Origin of the sequence: Ferrovibrio sp. (assembly GCF_046297595.1) — a bacterium.
GTDB lineage: Bacteria > Pseudomonadota > Alphaproteobacteria > Ferrovibrionales > Ferrovibrionaceae > Ferrovibrio.
Genome location: NZ_JBKBHT010000009.1, coordinates 56,884 through 70,384, shown reverse-complemented (window position 1 = coordinate 70,384; position 13,501 = coordinate 56,884). Strand labels below are relative to the sequence as shown.

The window sequence follows — 13,501 nt, the reverse complement described above, 5'->3', positions numbered from 1 at the left end:
CCGAAAGGTTGCCGCTAAGACCAACCCAAACGCAGGAGCCCTTCGATGATCGCCACGGCAATCATCCTGTTGAAGCGCGGCGAACCGCTTCCTCTCGACCTGATCGTTCGCTTGCTTGCCGCTGGCATTGACGTGGCGGCCCTCGAAGAAAAGCACGGAGCATAAGATGGCGAAGACCAAGCAGACTTACCTCGGCAACGGTAACCACCAGTGGGAGCCGGTGGCCCATTTCGAGCCGCCCTTCGGTAATGCCGGCGACAGCACTGCTCGGCTCCGTGTCCCGGGCGGCTGGCTCTATCGCACGGTCGTGATGCAGGACGGCGAGGTTGTCGCCAGCGACAGCGTGTTCGTCCCGCTGCCGAGCATCGTCGGCAAGCCCATCTAAGCTCCCCTCCAAGATCCACCTGGCTGGACCCCGCTGAGAAATCGGCGGGGTCTTTCTGCGTTTCAGAAGGACATCAATGGCAAAGAACAAGAAGGACAAGAAGGACAAGGCTCCTTCCTTCCTGTCGCCGCGAGGCGTGTTCAAATTCCCCAAGCTGTCGGAGCCGGACTTCGGCACCGACGAGTACCCGAAGCCGGACGGCGAGTTCTCCGTCAAGCTGATCCTGAAGCTCGACGACCCGAAGACGCAGGCGTTCCTCGCCAAGCTGAAGCCGCTGCACGAGGATGCTGTGGCCAAGGGCAAGGAAGCGTTCAAGGAGCTGAAGGCGGAAACCCGCAAGAAGCTGAAGGAGGTCAAGGTCAACGACCTCTTCACCGAGCTGCTCGATGAGGAAACCGAAGAGCCGACCGGCGAGATCGAGTTCAAGTTCGCGATGAAGCACAGCGGCGTCTACAAGAAGGGCCCGAAGGAGGGCAAGAAGTGGAAGCGCCGCCCGGACATCTTCGATGCCAAGGGTCAGAAGATCACCAAGTCGATCCAGATTTGGGGTGGCACCGAAGGTAAGGTCAGCTTCTCCGCCTCGCCGTACTTCATCCCGGGCACTGGCGCTGCCGGCCTGAAGCTGAACCTCGACGCCGTGCAGATCATCTCGCTGGTCAGTGGCGGCTCGCGCACTGCCTCCAGCTACGGCTTCGAGGAAGAGGAAGGCTTCTCCGCCGACGAGCTGCCGGAGGATGAAGACGAAACCTCCGGCATCAAGGGCGACGACGACGACGAAGACGACGGCGATGAAGGCGCGTCGGGCTCGTCGGACGACGACGACGACGAAGGCGACTTCTGAGGATCGGGGCCGGCGCGAGGGTTATCGCTCCGGCCTCGAAGACAAGATCGCAGAGCAGCTTCGTGGTCTAGGCATCGAGCCTAACTACGAAGCGCTCACGATCCGATACACCCCACCTCAGAAGACCCATCGTTACACCCCGGACTTCCCGCTGGACAACGGCGTGATCGTCGAGAGCAAGGGCCGCTTCGTTTCCAAGGATCGCGTCAAGCATCTGGCAGTGAAGGCCGAGCATCCCGACCTCGACATCCGCTTCGTGTTCAGTAACAGCCGCACCCGGCTGTCGAAAATCTCCAAGACAACCTACGCCGACTGGTGCGTGAAGCACGGCTTCCAGTTCGCGGACAAGCTGATCCCCCTCGCGTGGATCAACGAGCCGCCTTGTGAGCGCCGGTTGGCTGCCCTGCGAAAGGCAACCTCGAAATGAAATTCCTGTCCAAGATCGGCAACGCCATCCTCGATGCCGTCATCGCCGCCATCGCCTTCGTCGCGAAGTTCATCGCCAAGGTCTGTGTCGCGGTGTTCATGTTCGTCACCGTCGTGCTGACCCTGATGCTGGTCCCGTTCATGTTCCCGGTGGCTCTCGGCTGGCGCACCGTCCGCGCTGCCTATGAGCTGGCCGACGAAATGCTGGTCCACCTGGCGACCGATGCGTAAGACGACGGATTACATCGTCATCCACTGCGCGGCCACGAAGCCCACCATGGACATCGGCGCCAAGGAGATCGAGCGCTGGCACCGTGAGCGTGGCTTCTTCAAGATCGGCTATCACTTCGTGATCCGCCGTGACGGCACCATCGAGACGGGCCGCGCTCTCGAAGAGGCCGGCGCTCACGCGCAGGGCTTCAACCACAAGTCCATCGGCATCTGCCTCGTCGGAGGCATCGGCATGGACGGCAAGGCCGAGAACAACTTCACCGCGGAACAGTGGGAGAGCCTGCGCTCTCTCGTCGTCCGCATGAAGGCGCAGTATCCGAACGCTGAAGTCCTCGGTCACCGCGACCTGCCGGGCGTCAAGAAGGACTGCCCGAGCTTCGACGTTCGCGGCTGGTGGTCGCAGCACGCCGCCAATTAGGTGGCCTCTAAGACCAACACGCATGTGGTCCTCCTAGTTTCCTCCTCCCTCCAACTCACCGCTCGCTCCTAACGGGGCGGGCGGTCTTTTTTCGGCAGGCCCATGGGAGAAAGCAATTTCGTTCAGCACGAGCCGTGCCCCGCGTGCGGCTCCAAGGACAACCTTGCCCGCTACGACGACGGGCATGCCGTCTGCTTCAGCCACGGCTGCGACTACTACGAGCGCGGCGACGGCGAAGCATCCATCAAGAAATCGGAGAAGCGCGTGAAGGGATTGATCGAGCCGGGTGAAACCCGGGCTCTGTCGAAGCGCGGCATCAACGAAGAGACGTGCCGCAAGTGGAGCTACACGGTCGGCAAGTACAAGGGCAAGAGCTGCCAGATCGCCAACTACCGTGATGCCTCCGGCCAGATCGTCGCGCAGAAGGTGCGCTTCCCGAACAAGGATTTCCTGTTCCTCGGTGACAGCGATGCTGGCGGCCTGTATGGCCAGCACCTCTGGCGTGACGGCGGCAAGATGCTGGTGGTCACCGAGGGCGAGATCGATGCGCTCACGGTCAGCCAGCTTCAGGGCAACAAGTGGCCGGTGGTCAGCATCCCGACCGGATCGAAGGGCGCGAAGAAGGCCATCGCGAAGCAGCTCGAATGGCTGCTGAAGTTCGACACCGTGGTGTTCATGTTCGACATGGACGACCCGGGCAGGGAAGCCGCCGAGGAATGTGCGGCGGTGCTGCCGCCAGGTCGAGCGAAGATCGCCAGCCTTCCGCTGAAAGACCCGAACGATTGTCTGCTTGCCGGCAAGGGCAAGGAGGTGATCGACGCCATTTGGGGCGCGAAGGATTTCCGGCCCGATGGGCTGGTCACCATCGCGGACCTGAAGGACGAGGTGCTGAAGCCCGTCGAGTGGGGCCTGCCGTGGGTCTTCGAGACGTTGACCAAGCACACCTATGGCCGTCGCCTCGGTGAGTGCTACGCGGTCGGCGCGGGCACCGGCATCGGCAAGACCGACTTCCTCACGCAGCAGATCGCCTACGACCTCGACGTGCTGAACGAGCCGGTCGGTCTGTTCTTCCTTGAGCAGCAGCCGGTCGAGACTGGCAAGCGTATCGCGGGCAAGCTGGCGAAGAAGCTCTTCCACATCCCCGACGAGGGCTGGACGACGGAAGACCTTCAGGGCGCATGGGATCGGCTCTCGACCAAGAAGCTGTTCCTCTACGACCACTTCGGCGCTGCCGATTGGGAAGGCATCCGGGATCGCATCCGCTACCTCGCGCACGCCCACGGCGTCCGCATCTTCTACCTCGATCACCTCACCGCACTCGCGGCGGGCGCTGACGGGGAGAGCGAGAAGGAAGCGCTGGAGCGGATCATGGAAGAGATCGGTCGGCTCGTGAAGGAGCTGAACATCATCCTGATCTTCGTGTCCCACCTGTCCACGCCGGAGGGCAAGCCTCACGAAGAGGGCGGTCGCGTGATGATCCGCCACTTCAAGGGCAGCCGCTCCATCGGCTTCTGGTCGCACTTCATGTTTGGACTGGAGCGCAACCAGCAGGACGACGACGAGAAGATGCGGACCATCACCACGTTCCGCATCCTCAAGGATCGCTACACCGGACGCGCAACGGGCGAGGTCTTCTACCTCGGCTATGAGCGGGCGACCGGCATCCTGTTCGAGACTGAGCTGCCCGAAGAGGACAAGGGCTTCCCGCCCGCTGACGAAGACGAAGAGGGGTTCTGATGAACGAAGCAGTACGCAAACGCCTCCTCGACGAGGATGGCGTGGTCATGCGTGCGATCCGCACCATCCGCGCCAGCGGTGGAAAGAAGCGTATCACCCTCGTCACCGACACGGTGGAAGGCATGGTGCGGATGGATGCGTTCCTCGCGTCCATCGCCACCATTCACCCCGAGGTCTGGAACATTCACATCGTGCCGCGTAGCCGGGCCGGCGCAACCATCCACTGAAGGAGCAAGATGGAAGACTTCACCGGCTGCGATTGGACTGATCGCGGCCCGTTCACCCAAGTGCGCGGCGGTCGTAATTTCTTCCCCCTCGACCCGCGCCCGAACGAAGTGTTCATCGACGACATCGCGGAAGCACTCGCCAAGCAGTGCCGCTACAACGGCCACTGCAAGCCGTTCTATTCGGTGGCGCAGCACTCCGTTCTGGTCAGCCTCGTGGTGCCGCCGAAGCACGCGCTCGCCGGCCTGATGCACGACGCCGCCGAGGCATACATCGGTGACACCGTGCGCCCCCTGAAGATGGTGCTGGAGAAGGCCGCGCCCGGCGTGCTGCGGGGCATTGCGGACAGGATCGACCGCGCCATCGCGGAGCGCTTCCTGATCCCGCCGGCCCCCTTCGAGGTGATCAAGCATGCGGACAACACCGTGCTTGCTACCGAGAAGCGCGACCTGATGGAAGAGGGGGGCGATTGGGGCCCACTGCCCGAGCCGCTGCCGGTTCGCATCGTGCCGCTGACATGGGAAGCCGCGAAGGAACAGTTCCTCCAGCGCTTCCGCCAGCTCGGCGGGCATGCGTTCGCTTGATCTCTTCTCGGGGATCGGCGGCTTTGCACGCGGCTTCCATGCGGCGGGGATCGAGACGGTTGCGTTCTGCGACAGCGACCCCGCCGCCAGGTGCGTACTGCAAAAGCACTGGCCTGACATCCCGGTTTATCACGATGTACGCGACATCACCCGTGAACGCCTGCTGGCTGATGGCATCCCGAGGCCGAACATCATTAGTGGCGGCTTCCCGTGCCAAGACATCAGCATCGCAAACCCGAAGGCGGTCGGCCTAGATGGCGAGCGTAGCGGCCTCTGGTGGGAGTTCCACCGGATCGTCGAAGAAATCCACCCGGAGTTCGTCGTCGCGGAAAACTCTCCGCAGCTTCGCTCTCGCGGACTGGACCGCTTGCTCGGGTCGCTCGATGCGCTCGGGTATGATGCGGAGTGGCACTGTATTCCCGCTGCCGCCCTTGGTGCCCCACACCGTAGGGATCGGCTCTGGATTGTGGCCTACGCCCGCAGCGCGGGACTGGCGACATCCGAACGCGAAGCCCTACTCAGCCCGGGGTGGTGGCAAGAAAGGGGAGCAACTTCCCAACGCTGTCGGTGGCCCGCTGAACCCAACGTGGGTCGAGTGGCTCATGGGCTACCCGGGCGAGTACACCGCCTGCGACTTCTCGGCAACTCGGTCGTCCCGATCATCCCTCAGCTAATTGGCGAGGCAATCCGCGCCCGAGCTGCGTCCTAACCATTCGACTAAAGGAAAGGTATGTCCCGATACATCTTCGACATCGAGACTAACGGTCTGCTTGACGAGCTGGATCGGGTCCACTGCCTCGTCCTGCGAGACATCGACACGGGTGACGTGTTCTCGTGCGCCGGCCCTGCCGGGTACGACGACGATACCTACTACCACATCGAACACGGCCTCGATCTGCTTCAAGACGCCGAGCTGATCGTCGGCCACAACATCATCAAGTTCGACATCCCGGCGCTCCAGAAGGTCTACCCGGGCTTCCAGCCCAAGGGCGTGGTGCGCGACACCATCGTGCTATCGCGCCTGATCTGGCCGGACACCAAGGAGAAGGACTATCGCCTCCGCGAGCGCGGCAAGCTGCCGGGCAAGCTGATCGGTCGTCACTCCCTCGAAGCGTGGGGCTACCGCCTCGGTGAATACAAGGGCGACTTCAAGGGCCCTTGGGATCACTGGACTCCTGAGATGCAGTCCTACTGCGAACAGGACGTGGAGGTAACCACCAAGCTCTGGCAACTGATCCAGCGCAAGCAGCCCTCGGAAGAGAGCGTCAACCTCGAACACGAGGTGGCCGCGATCATCTTCCGGCAGGAGCAGCGTGGCTTCGCCTTCGACCTGGCGAAAGCGGCCTCGCTCTACAGCGACCTGTGTGGCCGGCGCTCGGAGCTGGAGACTGACCTTCAGCGGGCGTTCCGTCCGTGGTTCGCCCCGGGCAAGCAGTTCGTCCCGAAGCGCGACAACAAGAAGCAGGGCTACGTCGCCGGCTGTGCGTTCACGAAGATCGAGCTGCGGTCCTTCAACCCCGGCTCTCGTGATCACATCGCCAACCGCCTGCAAAAGCTCCGTGGCTGGAAGCCGAAGGAGTTCACCGCAGACGGCAAGCCCAAGGTCGATGAAACGGTGCTGGAGGCTCTGCCTTATCCCGAGGCGAAGCTGCTCACCGAATACCTGATGGTGCAGAAGCGCATCGGGCAGTTGGCCGAGGGCGATGAAGCGTGGCTGAAGCGCGAGCGTAACGGTCGCCTGCATGGCGAGGTGGTGACGAACGGTGCCCACACCGGGCGCATGACGCACCGCCGCCCGAACATGGCGCAGGTTCCCTCCAACGATGCCCCGTATGGGAAGCGGTGCAGGGAGCTGTTCATGGCATCCACTGGCCTGCGGCTGGTGGGCTGTGACGCCGACGCGCTGGAGCTGCGTTGCCTCGCTGCGTACATGGCCCGCTACGACGGCGGCGCGTACATCGACACCGTGCTGAAGGGCAAGAAGGCCGAAGGCACGGACATGCACACGCTGAACGCCAAGGCGCTCGGCTGTGATCGCGACACCGCGAAGGTGTGGTTCTACGCCTTCATCTACGGCGCGGGCGACAAGAAGCTCGGCTACATCCTCGGTGCAAAGAATGACCGCGAAGCGGCGAAGCTCGGCAAGGCTTCACGCGCCCGGTTCCTCAAGGCGCTTCCTGCGCTCGGTCGCCTGACCGACCTCGTGCAGAAGAAGCTCCAGAAGCGTGGGTATCTGGTCGGCCTCGATGGCCGTCACCTGCATGCCCGTTCCCCCAATGCGGCCCTTAACACCCTGCTGCAATCCGCAGGCGCAGTGCTGATGAAGCGTGCGCTTGTCATCCTCGATCAAACCCTCCAGTCCGCGCATGGCTTCGTACCCGGCGTGGACTACGAGTTCGTCGCCAACGTCCATGACGAGTGGCAGATCGAGGTGCGTCCCGAGATTGCAACGGTTGTCGGTGAGGTGGCCGCGAAGTCCATCACACTCGCAGGAGAATACTATGGCTTCCGCTGCCCTCTCGCTGGCAACTTCGACATCGGTGCATGTTGGGCTGACACCCACTGAGCATCGCTGCCTGAATTGCGGCGTGCGGCTGATCCCGGGGATCAACTGGTCCGCATCGCGTGTCCGCAAGCACGACTACGTTTGCCCGAAGTGCAACACCCTCCGCCGGTTCCATCGTCACCTCTACCGCACGCCGGTAGGGGAGGCGCTGGCCCACTTCCGTGACGAGCGGCCCGACATCAAGGAAGGCTACGTCTATGTGGTGAGCAATCCGGCGTGGCCCGGCTACGTCAAGATCGGCAGCGCCATCGACGTGGGCGACCGCCTTCGCTCGTTCCAGACCTCGGACCCGTTCCGGTCTTACGAGCTTCAGGGCTGGCGCTTCTTCAATGACCGCTTGGTCGCGGAGTACGACATTCACCGCTTCCTCGACACCTATCGGGTGGGCGGCGAGTGGTTCAAGCTCGATGCCGAGCGGGCGACCTTCATGCTGAAAGCCTTCGATTGGGGTAACCGCTCGTGAAGCGTTTCGTATCCGCGACCGTAGGGGTCGCATGGCTCGCCTTCTATGCGAGCGTGTGGGTGGGGTGCGTGTTCTTCACGCCCCCATCCCAACCGGAGACGGTTCGCTACTGCCTGAATTGGGTCACCGACACCTTCGAGCCCTGCGACAACTTCGTCGAGGTCCGCAATGTTTGAGGTGATCTATGAGCTGTGTCAGTGGGCGCTGGCCGGCTTCGGCGCGTGGAAGCTGTGGAAGCTGCGCGACGACTGTGCCGGCGGCTTCGCTGGCGTGTGGGCTGCAATCGACGCGCTCCAGAAGGAGGCGAAGACTGACCGCCGCCGCATCGAGACGGCCTTCTCTGACATCAACTTCTGTGCCCGCAAGCACAACGAAGCGGTCGAAGAGATCGAGCGCCTGAACGCCGCGGTCTTTGGCAGCCCGAAGACCACCAACGAAGACCCCCACCTGATCGTCACCTACGAGGATGGCACCGTCGAGCATAAGGCCCCCGAGGGGCCGACCGACCCGGCGGTGAAGGTCCGTTACGGCGTGTCGGTGATGCGTCCTGAAGGAGGCGTCGATGTTCAACCGTGACCAAACGAGGCTTCAGTGACCAAGCGGACGCTGCTTATCGACGGCGACGTTCTCGCCTACCAGAAGGCGGCGTCGGTCGAAAAGGCGATCAACTGGAACGCCGACGAAGACGACGCGGGCGAGAACGATGTCTGGACGGTGAGCGCCGACCTCGATCGCGCCAGGTATGAGGTGGATCGCTGGATCGCTCACTGGACCGACGAGCTGGAGGCCGACCAGATCGCGATTGCGCTGACGGACGACGCCAACTTCCGCAAGGAGCTGCTGCCGTCCTACAAGTCGAACCGCAAGAACAGCCGCAAGCCGGTGATCCTGCGGCAGGTGCGGGAGTACCTCGTCACCCAATACGGCGCTCGGATCAAGCCGGGCCTCGAAGGCGACGACGTTCTCGGCATCCTCGCGACCAACCCGAAGCTCTACCCCGGGGAGAAGATCATCGTGTCCATCGACAAGGACATGAAGACCATCCCCGGCCTGCTGGTGAACACCGGCAATGACGAGGGCATCGTCCGGGTGAGCGAGGCGCAGGCCGACTACTGGCACCTGTTCCAGACCCTGACCGGCGACCAGACGGACGGCTACTCCGGCTGCCCCGGCGTTGGCCCGAAGAAGGCTGCCGAGCTGCTGGACGTGGGCGGCATGTCGCTGTACGCGAACCGCGAGCATCAGCTCCGGGCGCTGTGGGAAGCGATTGTCGCGGCCTATGAGAAGCGTGGCCTGACCGAGCATGAAGCGCTCGTGCAGGCGCGTGTGGCCCGCATCCTCCGCCACAGTGACTTCGACTACAAGGCCAAGCGCCCGATCCTCTGGACGCCACCGAAGCCCTGATGGCAAGGCGGCGCCGGGTCGCGCCGTATGTTCCCCAAGTCGATAACCACGACGCCGCGCTGGAAGACGCCCTCGCGAAGAGCATCAACCTCGCGGTGCCGTGGTATCTCATGGCGAGCTACGGCTACTACATCAAGGATGTCTCGATCCTCTCGGACGCGGCTTACGACCGCCTCTGCGTCCTTCTCCGGGACCGATGGGATGAGATCACCCACCACCACAAGGACCGCATCGACCGAGCCAGCCTGAACGCTGGCTCCGGCTTTGGCCTGCGCGAAGAGCAGTACCCGCTCATCGCCCGGGACGCGGCCCATTCCCTGATCAAGCAACTGAAGCACGGAAACGAATGAAGCAGCTTGAGCTGTTCCCCGACGACTACGCGCATCTGCCCTCTGTGATCGCCCTCTACAGCTCCATCCCGCAGCGAGGGAAGGGGGAGACGGCGAAAATCCTGATTGGCCGATACGGCTACCGGGCGGTCAGCTTCGCGGAGCCCCTGCGCCGCATGACGGTCGGCTTCCTGATGGGCTGCGGCATCCCGGAGCCGAAGGCGTGGGACTATGCCACCAACCGGAAGGAAGAGGTGATCCCCGAGGTCGGCTACTCCGTCCGCTACCTGATGCAGACCCTCGGCACCGAGTGGGGCCGGAACGTGGTCAACCAAGACCTGTGGCTCAACCTGGCGCTCTCCCGGATCGCCGGCCTGACCGGCCTCGGTGAGCGCGTCGTGATCGACGACATGCGGTTCCCCAATGAGTACGCCCGGCTGGCGGGGATTGGGGCAACAATGTGGCGGATCGAGCGTGATGCGCCCTATGACGGCCCCGCCCATGTCAGCAACGGCCTGCTGGACGGGGCGGACTTCAACCGCGTGATCCTGAACAACGGCACCCTCGAAGACCTCCGGGGAGCCGTCCGGGGCGCACTGAACGCCTGACCTGGCAACACAGTGGAGGGGTGGGAAACCGCCCCTCCAATTAGGTTGCCTCTAAGACCTAAGCCCCCCGAATGTTTTCTGAAGATAATAAACCCTTCCCCCCTGTCCCGAAGGAGCTGGTGCAGGCGCTCGACGAGCGTTTCCCCGAGCGTAGCCCTGATCCCGAATGGTCCGACCGTGAGGTATGGATGCGGGCGGGGGAACGGCGCGTGGTGAGGTTCCTGCTCCGCAAGCTACAGGAGCAGGAGGAAGACACTCTCTCCAACTGAGGTCACCATGTGCAGCAAGCCAAAAGTCCCCGCCCCGGTGGTGCAGGAAACCCCGCCGGCACCTCCGCCTCCGCCGCCCCCGGCGCAGGCCCCTGACAGTCCAGCCCTGAACGAACGCTCCGCCGCTGACCAAAGCGACGAGCTGAACCGCCGCAACAGCACCAGCGGTCGCCGCAGCCTGCGGATCGACCTTGGCGGCACCCCCGGTCGTTCCGGCCTGAACATCCCCCTCTAATTCATGATCCCGACTGGCACCGCCGCCGGTCGCTATTCAGAGCTTCAGACCACCCGGAGCCCGTTCCTTGAGCGGGCCCGGGAATGTGCGAAGCTCACGATCCCCTCTCTCGTCCCGCCAGATGGACATACGGGCAGCTCCAAGCTGTACAAGCCGTATCAGGGGATCGGTGCGCGAGGCGTGAACAATCTCGCCTCGAAACTGCTACTGGCGCTCCTCCCCCCAAACTCCCCGTTCTTTCGTCTGACTATCGACGACTTCACCCTTGACCGCATGTCCGACCAGAAAGGCATGCGTGCCGAGGTCGAAAAGGCTCTCTCCAAGATCGAGCGAGCCGTGATGAACGAAGTCGAAGCGATGGCGTTGCGCGTGCCCATCTTCGAGGCCGCGAAGCAACTGATCGTCGCTGGTAACGTCCTGCTCTACGTCCCCACCAAGGGCCCCGCAAGGGTCTTCCGCTTGGACCGCTTTGTGGTCAAGCGCGATGTCGCCGGCAATGTGCTGGAGATCGTCGTCAAGGAAGACGTTGCGCCCGGCTCTCTGCCTGAACGTGCGCGTGCGCTCGTAAAGAAGGAAGCTGGCAAGGAGCAGAACACCGACGCCTCCGTCTCCCTCTATACGCATGTCGTGCGGGAAGAGGGCCGGTGGTCCGTTTATCAGGAAGTCGCTGGTCATCGTGTACCTGGCACGGGCGGAACCTATCCCCTCGACAAATGCCCGTGGCGCCCCCTCCGCATGATCGCGGTGGATGGCGAAGACTACGGACGCGCATACGTCGAGGAATACATTGGCGACCTGATCAGCCTTGAGGGGCTGATGAAGTCGGTCGTCGAAGGCGCGGCTGCGGCTGCGAAGGTTCTCTTCCTCGTGAAGCCGAACGGGACCACGCGGGCCAAAACTCTGGCAGAGGCCCCGAACGGTGCGATCCGCGAAGGCGATAGCAACGATGTGTCCGTCCTTCAGGTGGACAAGTTCGCTGACTTCCGGGTTGCCCGCGACACCATCACCGACATCACCAACCGCCTGTCGTTCGCCTTCCTCCTGAATAGCGCTATCCAGCGCAACGGCGAGCGCGTCACGGCTGAAGAAGTCCGCTACATGGCGGGCGAGCTTGAGGATGCCCTTGGCGGGATTTACTCGCTCCTCTCGCAAGACCTTCAGCTTCCCCTCGTGGAGCTGCTGATGTGGCGCATGCAGCGCACCAATCGGCTCCCCTCGCTCCCGAAGGGTACTGTCCGTCCGACCATCGTTACCGGCGTCGAGGCTCTTGGCCGTGGCCATGACCTCAACAAGCTCGACACCTTCCTCGCAGGCGCGAGGGACACGCTCGGGCCCGAAGTGGTCGCGCAGTACGTTGACATCAGCGACTACCTCACGCGCCGCGCTGCGGCCCTCGGTATCGACACCGAAGGGCTTATCCGGTCGCAGGAAGAGGTGGCGCAGGCCGCGCAGCAGCAGCAGCAGATGGCTCTCATGGAGCGTGTTGCGCCGAACGCCGTTAATGCGTTTGGTCAGGCTGCTGTCGAGAACATGAAACAGCAAGGAACCGCTGATGAGTAAAGTCGAGAAGGCGGCTGAAGCGAAAGCCGCCGTTACCGAGAAGGTCGCTCCGACCGTCGTTGCGCCGGCCTTGAAGCCGGTGGCCGAGAAGGGCCCGAAGAAGGTGACCCTGCCTGACGGCACGGTGGTCGTGGACAACTAATGAGCGACGTATCTCGCGTCGTGGTGCAGTCGTCGCCGGGTGGCCCCGAAGCCCCGGCGGCGGCTACGCCCCAACAGCAGCAGGCCCCCGAGCAGCAGCAGCAGCAGTCCATCCCGGAGTTCATCCCGGAGAAGTTCCGCAACGCCGCTGATCCGGTGCAGGCCCTCGCGGAAGCCTATGCCGCGCTGGAGCGCAAGCAGAGCGCCGGCCAGTCGCAGGAGCAGCAGGCTCCGCAGCAGCAGCCGCAGGAGCAGCCGTCCGCGCAGGAAGTGCGCGAGCAGCTTCAGGCTGCCGATCTGAGTTTCGATGATTTCCAGAACGAGCTGATCCGCAACGGGCAGCTCTCGCCACAGTCCTACGAGAAGCTGGAGAAGGCCGGCTATCCGAAGGACATGGTGGACACCTACATCGCCGGTCAGCGTGCCCTCGCTGATCAGCAGCGCTCCGAGGTTCTGTCGGTGATCGGCCAAGGTGCCGATGCAGAGAGCAAGTTCACCGATATGGTCGATTGGGCCAAGAAGAACCTCTCGCAGGCGGACATCTCCGCCTACAACGCCGCGATGGATAGCGGCGATACCGGCCAGATGAAGCTGGCCATGCAGGGCCTCTTCGCCAGGTACAGTGCCGCCAACGGTATTGAGCCCGACCTTGTTGGTGGTGCCGGTGCAGCCGGCGCTGGCGACGATGTGTATGCCTCCGTGCAGGAGCTGGTGCGGGACATGCAGAACCCGCTCTACAAGAAAGACCCGGCGTTCCGCGCCAAGGTCGATAAGAAGCTCGCTCGGTCGAGCGTCTTCTAACCGTACCCCCGGCGCTTCCTCACAGCGCATACCCGGGGGTCTTTCGATGGCACGCCGCGTCACCATGACGGGGCTCAACGGGGACTAGAGCTTCCCCCGGCGTGACCTCTTGCGGCCCAACACGAGCCGCACAGCGCACCAATCGTGTAATCGTGGACGAACGAGAGCAAGCACCGTCCACGTCGCCCTGTGCTTGGGGCGTATTTCTACCCGGCAGTTCCGGGGGCTCTGTCCTGAACAAAAGCCCCCTCGCTCTCCAGTCGTCGTGGCTGACGCCA

General features: G+C 63.4%; 18 protein-coding genes. All 18 read left to right on the top strand.

Features of this window, described 5'->3' with window-relative positions; genetic code table 11:
- Nucleotides 1-166: 166 nt before the first annotated feature.
- The 18 genes from ACK4FJ_RS18720 to ACK4FJ_RS18635 all read left to right on the top strand — a co-directional run bounded on the left by ACK4FJ_RS18720 (nt 167) and on the right by ACK4FJ_RS18635 (nt 13,223).
- Nucleotides 167-385 carry a hypothetical protein gene (locus tag ACK4FJ_RS18720; protein ID WP_409768256.1) on the top strand — a complete coding sequence of 73 codons (219 nt, stop codon included), beginning with the start codon at nt 167-169 and terminating at the stop codon, nt 383-385.
- A 76-nt stretch (nt 386-461) separates the two neighbouring features.
- On the top strand, nt 462-1,226 hold the full coding sequence (locus ACK4FJ_RS18715) for a hypothetical protein (protein WP_409768255.1): 765 nt from the start codon (nt 462-464) through the stop codon (nt 1,224-1,226).
- A complete protein-coding gene (locus ACK4FJ_RS18710) occupies nt 1,174-1,653 on the top strand; it encodes a hypothetical protein (protein WP_409768254.1) in 480 nt (159 codons plus the stop codon). The genes ACK4FJ_RS18715 and ACK4FJ_RS18710 overlap by 53 nt, the downstream gene beginning before the upstream one ends.
- Nucleotides 1,650-1,883 carry a hypothetical protein gene (locus ACK4FJ_RS18705; protein WP_409768253.1) on the top strand — a complete coding sequence of 78 codons (234 nt, stop codon included), beginning with the start codon at nt 1,650-1,652 and terminating at the stop codon, nt 1,881-1,883. Before ACK4FJ_RS18710 ends, ACK4FJ_RS18705 begins: the two co-directional genes overlap by 4 nt.
- Entirely contained in the window at nt 1,876-2,301 is a 426-nt protein-coding gene (locus ACK4FJ_RS18700) for an N-acetylmuramoyl-L-alanine amidase (RefSeq protein WP_409768252.1), read from the top strand. Before ACK4FJ_RS18705 ends, ACK4FJ_RS18700 begins: the two co-directional genes overlap by 8 nt.
- Before the next feature lie 102 nt (nt 2,302-2,403).
- Nucleotides 2,404-4,038 carry a DnaB-like helicase C-terminal domain-containing protein gene (locus ACK4FJ_RS18695; protein ID WP_409768251.1) on the top strand — a complete coding sequence of 545 codons (1,635 nt, stop codon included), beginning with the start codon at nt 2,404-2,406 and terminating at the stop codon, nt 4,036-4,038.
- Nucleotides 4,038-4,265: a hypothetical protein gene (locus ACK4FJ_RS18690; RefSeq protein WP_409768250.1), complete on the top strand. Its 228-nt coding sequence runs from the start codon at nt 4,038-4,040 to the stop codon at nt 4,263-4,265. Before ACK4FJ_RS18695 ends, ACK4FJ_RS18690 begins: the two co-directional genes overlap by 1 nt.
- 9 nt (nt 4,266-4,274) lie before the next feature.
- Entirely contained in the window at nt 4,275-4,847 is a 573-nt protein-coding gene (locus ACK4FJ_RS18685; protein WP_409768249.1) for a transcriptional regulator, read from the top strand.
- Nucleotides 4,834-5,556 (top strand): DNA cytosine methyltransferase, encoded by a 723-nt coding sequence (locus tag ACK4FJ_RS18680; protein WP_409768248.1) that lies wholly within the window; start codon nt 4,834-4,836, stop codon nt 5,554-5,556. Before ACK4FJ_RS18685 ends, ACK4FJ_RS18680 begins: the two co-directional genes overlap by 14 nt.
- Nucleotides 5,557-5,577: 21 nt before the next feature.
- A complete protein-coding gene (locus ACK4FJ_RS18675; protein ID WP_409768247.1) occupies nt 5,578-7,413 on the top strand; it encodes a DNA polymerase in 1,836 nt (611 codons plus the stop codon).
- On the top strand, nt 7,349-7,876 hold the full coding sequence (locus ACK4FJ_RS18670; protein ID WP_409768246.1) for a GIY-YIG nuclease family protein: 528 nt from the start codon (nt 7,349-7,351) through the stop codon (nt 7,874-7,876). The genes ACK4FJ_RS18675 and ACK4FJ_RS18670 overlap by 65 nt, the downstream gene beginning before the upstream one ends.
- Nucleotides 7,877-8,044: 168 nt before the next feature.
- Nucleotides 8,045-8,452 carry a hypothetical protein gene (locus ACK4FJ_RS18665; RefSeq protein ID WP_409768245.1) on the top strand — a complete coding sequence of 136 codons (408 nt, stop codon included), beginning with the start codon at nt 8,045-8,047 and terminating at the stop codon, nt 8,450-8,452.
- A gap of 15 nt (nt 8,453-8,467) precedes the next feature.
- Nucleotides 8,468-9,280, top strand: coding sequence for a hypothetical protein (locus ACK4FJ_RS18660; protein WP_409768244.1), 813 nt, complete (start codon nt 8,468-8,470; stop codon nt 9,278-9,280).
- Nucleotides 9,280-9,630: a DNA ligase LigA-related protein gene (locus ACK4FJ_RS18655; RefSeq protein ID WP_409768243.1), complete on the top strand. Its 351-nt coding sequence runs from the start codon at nt 9,280-9,282 to the stop codon at nt 9,628-9,630. The genes ACK4FJ_RS18660 and ACK4FJ_RS18655 overlap by 1 nt, the downstream gene beginning before the upstream one ends.
- Nucleotides 9,627-10,217 carry a hypothetical protein gene (locus tag ACK4FJ_RS18650; protein WP_409768242.1) on the top strand — a complete coding sequence of 197 codons (591 nt, stop codon included), beginning with the start codon at nt 9,627-9,629 and terminating at the stop codon, nt 10,215-10,217. The genes ACK4FJ_RS18655 and ACK4FJ_RS18650 overlap by 4 nt, the downstream gene beginning before the upstream one ends.
- Before the next feature lie 507 nt (nt 10,218-10,724).
- The gene (locus ACK4FJ_RS18645; RefSeq protein WP_409768241.1) at nt 10,725-12,281 is read left to right on the top strand and encodes a portal protein; all 1,557 of its coding nucleotides are present in this window, start codon (nt 10,725-10,727) and stop codon (nt 12,279-12,281) included.
- A complete protein-coding gene (locus ACK4FJ_RS18640) occupies nt 12,274-12,423 on the top strand; it encodes a hypothetical protein (RefSeq protein ID WP_409768240.1) in 150 nt (49 codons plus the stop codon). The genes ACK4FJ_RS18645 and ACK4FJ_RS18640 overlap by 8 nt, the downstream gene beginning before the upstream one ends.
- Nucleotides 12,423-13,223 (top strand): capsid assembly protein, encoded by an 801-nt coding sequence (locus tag ACK4FJ_RS18635; RefSeq protein ID WP_409768239.1) that lies wholly within the window; start codon nt 12,423-12,425, stop codon nt 13,221-13,223. The genes ACK4FJ_RS18640 and ACK4FJ_RS18635 overlap by 1 nt, the downstream gene beginning before the upstream one ends.
- Nucleotides 13,224-13,501 lie beyond the last annotated feature (278 nt).

Excerpts from the sequence above, each read along its gene's own strand:
- ACK4FJ_RS18720 (WP_409768256.1), top strand. The coding sequence starts at position 167 with ATGGCGAAGACCAAGCAGACTTACCTCGGCAACGGTAACCACCAGTGG.
- ACK4FJ_RS18715 (WP_409768255.1), top strand. The coding sequence starts at position 462 with ATGGCAAAGAACAAGAAGGACAAGAAGGACAAGGCTCCTTCCTTCCTG.
- ACK4FJ_RS18710 (WP_409768254.1), top strand. The coding sequence starts at position 1,174 with ATGAAGGCGCGTCGGGCTCGTCGGACGACGACGACGACGAAGGCGACT.
- ACK4FJ_RS18705 (WP_409768253.1), top strand. The coding sequence starts at position 1,650 with ATGAAATTCCTGTCCAAGATCGGCAACGCCATCCTCGATGCCGTCATC.
- ACK4FJ_RS18700 (WP_409768252.1), top strand. The coding sequence starts at position 1,876 with ATGCGTAAGACGACGGATTACATCGTCATCCACTGCGCGGCCACGAAG.
- ACK4FJ_RS18695 (WP_409768251.1), top strand. The coding sequence starts at position 2,404 with ATGGGAGAAAGCAATTTCGTTCAGCACGAGCCGTGCCCCGCGTGCGGC.
- ACK4FJ_RS18690 (WP_409768250.1), top strand. The coding sequence starts at position 4,038 with ATGAACGAAGCAGTACGCAAACGCCTCCTCGACGAGGATGGCGTGGTC.
- ACK4FJ_RS18685 (WP_409768249.1), top strand. The coding sequence starts at position 4,275 with ATGGAAGACTTCACCGGCTGCGATTGGACTGATCGCGGCCCGTTCACC.
- ACK4FJ_RS18680 (WP_409768248.1), top strand. The coding sequence starts at position 4,834 with ATGCGTTCGCTTGATCTCTTCTCGGGGATCGGCGGCTTTGCACGCGGC.
- ACK4FJ_RS18675 (WP_409768247.1), top strand. The coding sequence starts at position 5,578 with ATGTCCCGATACATCTTCGACATCGAGACTAACGGTCTGCTTGACGAG.
- ACK4FJ_RS18670 (WP_409768246.1), top strand. The coding sequence starts at position 7,349 with ATGGCTTCCGCTGCCCTCTCGCTGGCAACTTCGACATCGGTGCATGTT.
- ACK4FJ_RS18665 (WP_409768245.1), top strand. The coding sequence starts at position 8,045 with ATGTTTGAGGTGATCTATGAGCTGTGTCAGTGGGCGCTGGCCGGCTTC.
- ACK4FJ_RS18655 (WP_409768243.1), top strand. The coding sequence starts at position 9,280 with ATGGCAAGGCGGCGCCGGGTCGCGCCGTATGTTCCCCAAGTCGATAAC.
- ACK4FJ_RS18650 (WP_409768242.1), top strand. The coding sequence starts at position 9,627 with ATGAAGCAGCTTGAGCTGTTCCCCGACGACTACGCGCATCTGCCCTCT.
- ACK4FJ_RS18645 (WP_409768241.1), top strand. The coding sequence starts at position 10,725 with ATGATCCCGACTGGCACCGCCGCCGGTCGCTATTCAGAGCTTCAGACC.
- ACK4FJ_RS18640 (WP_409768240.1), top strand. The coding sequence starts at position 12,274 with ATGAGTAAAGTCGAGAAGGCGGCTGAAGCGAAAGCCGCCGTTACCGAG.
- ACK4FJ_RS18635 (WP_409768239.1), top strand. The coding sequence starts at position 12,423 with ATGAGCGACGTATCTCGCGTCGTGGTGCAGTCGTCGCCGGGTGGCCCC.